This window comes from Nitrospira sp. BLG_2, from assembly GCF_049222245.1.
The window spans coordinates 1-3,020 of the sequence record NZ_JBLYIG010000425.1 but is presented as its reverse complement, the minus strand read 5'-3'; the positions used below and the strand labels follow the sequence as shown (position 1 = coordinate 3,020).

Here is a 3,020-nt window from a genome sequence, read left to right as displayed (position 1 = left end):
CCGCTTGCATATGGATAGTACAGCAACCTACATGAACTCCCTTTGTATTATGTTAAGATGCAATAGAAGGTGTTCTTGAGCTTCGCCGACTGCCCCATCTCTCGCGCTCACCCCGATTCTCCGCGCGTCTGATTCCCTGGGTCTACGCCGCTCATTCCAATAGACTGAACCGCCGTTTCCCGGCGTGTTCGAGCATGATCCTATTTTTCGGGCCGGTGGAAAGGATACGTCGCATGAAAATCGCACAGATCGCCCCTCTTTGGGAAAGCGTCCCACCCAAACTATACGGAGGCACGGAAAGAGTCGTCTCGTATATTACCGAAGAACTCATTCGACAGGGCCATGACGTCACACTTTTTGCCAGCGGTGATTCGAAAACACTGGCCAAGCTTTGGGCAGCCTGTCCCCGTTCATTCCGGTCGGAAAGCAGGCGGGATAATCATGATGCGCCGCTCATACTCATGCAAGAGCACGCCCTAGGAGTGGAAGCCGGAAAATTCGACATCATTCATTCTCATTTGGACTACTTAAGCTTCCCGCTGAGTCGTCGATGCGCAACACCAGTACTGACGACCTTGCATGGCAGATTGGATCTTCCCGAGTTGGTACCTATCTTCCAAGAGTATGCCGACATGCCCGTTGTATCGATTTCGAATGCGCAGCGCACGCCTTTGCCGTATGCCAACTGGCAGCGCACGGTGTATCACGGGCTGCCGGACCTTTATGTTTACCACCCTGAACCAGGATCTTATCTCGCCTACGTTGGACGAATCTGTCCAGAAAAACGACCAGATCATGCGATAGAAATTGCCAAGCGGGTAGGCATGCCGCTGCGAATGGCTGCGAAGATCGATCCGGTGGATCGTGAATATTTTGAAACGAAGATTGCACCGTTGTTGGATCATCCCCTAATAGAATTTATCGGGGAAATCGCTGATGCGGAAAAAGGCAATCTCCTGGGAAATGCGGCCGCCGTTCTCTGCACGTATGATTGGCCGGAACCGTTTGGGATCGTGTTGATCGAAGCATTGGCGTGTGGGACGCCCGTCTTAGCGTACCGGCGCGGATCAATTCCCGAGATCATTGAAGATGGCGTCACAGGATTTGTTTGCGACCATATTGAGGAAATGGTAGTTGCAATTCAGCGGTTGCCGCTCGTTCAACGTCAACGATGTCGGGACGCGTTCACGACCCGGTTCACAGTGGAGCGCATGGTACATGACTATCTATCCATTTACGAACAGATGGTCGAGACGTCGCGACCAGTGGCCCACCTAACTGGTCAAGCATCACGTCTATTAAATCATAGGCGAATGCCCTCGAAGGACCTCGTTTTTCCTCAGATCGGGGCCGCATGACGGCTATCGAGGGGGCACATGATATCGAGGGAAGCATTATAAGTACGCGAGCGATCTCACGCATTCTGCTCGCCATCAATACTTAAGATCGACTTAAGATCAGTGCTCGCTTGCGTTTTGAGCTGTGGGGTAAGGCACAAATGGGCCTCCCAGTCAGTCGTGCCCAATAATCCACGGCGGGTGGAGAGTTGCATTAAGAAGGCGGTGCTAATCGCCCGAGAAGTCGGTCCGACTTATATTCAAGCTTACACATCCTGCAATATCGAATATGCGATTCCGACCGATCAGGTGATGGCGGACGCCAAGACTGTCGAGGATGACCGATACGAATTTGCCGAGTATGTCAGCGACGAGGCCAAGGCCTATCTTAGCGAATGGTATGGGTACAAAGAGTTTGTGCAGAAGCCAACGGCGGCGATTCGAACGGCATGAGACGCGAAGGGTCAGCGACGGTTTACGTGTCAGTCCAGGTGCGAACGCCATTCATGGCATTTCAAACTTGAAGAGGATACTTGGCCATAGTGTCGGACATCGCTTGAAAGGACATTCTTGAGAAAGAAGAAAAGGTAGGCCTCTTACATTGTCTGAAAATAAGGAAAGACTACTTGCGCAGTGGTATAGGATCCCGTGGTTCAAAGTAGCTATAAATCAGTACACAGCAGATTCCACTTAAATAGAGAATAGTAACTGAGGTCGTAGGATGCTGAATAAACCAGGAAATGTAATGGTTTATTGTTGTTTGCATTGTACTCCTCGCTCAGTCGGTGACTGCACAGTAGAAGACATCCCGGGTATCAACGGTTAGGCAAAGCTACCATCGCGTCCGATGGAACCACGATCTGATCCCCTGTTTTAATTTGAAACATCTCGAACCACGATATCATCCTAGCTAGCTTTTAGTTTGCTCTGGCCTACTGTCTTCTCGATTGCAGGTATGTTGCCCAGTAAATGGAGAGAGATTCTTCCATCCGGGCTGACGTGTTCCTGCTTCGAAAGATCTGCATTGTCCCAAACATTAATCTCCCCCAATATCTTCGGACCAATGCTGTAATCCGGCGTCACGATGAGGACCACCTTACCAGCCAAATCACTGTCTGTTGGACATTTGTAGCGTCGAGGACGATGGATCTTTGCCCTCGCGCTACGCCAGTGCGACGACTGACGCTCCCTCACCTAGGTGACTTCCCTTGGCACGGGAATCAGTAAGCGTCACGAGTTGGCTTCTTGCGGTAACCCAGCTATCGTAGAAAATTGCCTTCTCATCAGGTTTGATGCAGCCATGCAGTGCAATCATAACGAGCGATCCAATAAAATGAGTAGTGCACGCCAGCAGGAGGTTGCGATAGGTCATAATCTATTCTCTCTAGAGCACTCAGTGGTATTATTAACAAAGCGCGAATGAATACTCGAAATCTCCTGCACATCATTTCCGTGGAGCAACGCCTTGAGCTTTCACCTTTCTAGTTGCTTTCGGCAGCATGAGTTTGTAATCGCCACGCCCCAGCGCAAGAACTTCTAACTGTCCGCGCCGGCTCATCGCATCTACCTCAATGAGGATTTCACTCCAGGTCAGATTGGGACATCGCTGCGCCACCTTATCCAGTTGGCACCCACGAGCCCCACGCACGGCTCCGAGGATTTGATTCCGAATGGGCTTAGGCG

The 3,020-nt window shown here is 50.9% G+C and carries 4 protein-coding genes; 2 read left to right on the top strand and 2 right to left on the bottom strand.

Annotated elements, in window-relative coordinates; all coding sequences use genetic code 11:
• The first annotated feature begins 233 nt into the window (after window positions 1–233).
• Both ACOSYY_RS11655 and ACOSYY_RS11650 read left to right on the top strand, forming a co-directional pair.
• The gene (locus ACOSYY_RS11655) at window positions 234–1,358 is read left to right on the top strand and encodes a glycosyltransferase family 4 protein (protein WP_421662557.1); all 1,125 of its coding nucleotides are present in this window, start codon (window positions 234–236) and stop codon (window positions 1,356–1,358) included.
• Window positions 1,359–1,562: 204 nt separating this feature from the next.
• Window positions 1,563–1,790, top strand: coding sequence for a thiamine pyrophosphate-dependent enzyme (locus ACOSYY_RS11650; protein ID WP_421662556.1), 228 nt, complete (start codon window positions 1,563–1,565; stop codon window positions 1,788–1,790).
• A gap of 453 nt (window positions 1,791–2,243) precedes the next feature.
• Here the strand turns inward: ACOSYY_RS11650 and ACOSYY_RS11645 are convergent, their stop codons facing one another.
• Both ACOSYY_RS11645 and ACOSYY_RS11640 read right to left on the bottom strand, forming a co-directional pair.
• A complete protein-coding gene (locus ACOSYY_RS11645; protein ID WP_421662554.1) occupies window positions 2,244–2,420 on the bottom strand; it encodes a polysaccharide biosynthesis/export family protein in 177 nt (58 codons plus the stop codon).
• Window positions 2,421–2,781: 361 nt separating this feature from the next.
• Window positions 2,782–3,020, bottom strand: a 239-nt coding sequence (locus tag ACOSYY_RS11640) for a hypothetical protein (RefSeq protein ID WP_421662552.1), incomplete at its 5' end; no start/stop codon positions are given.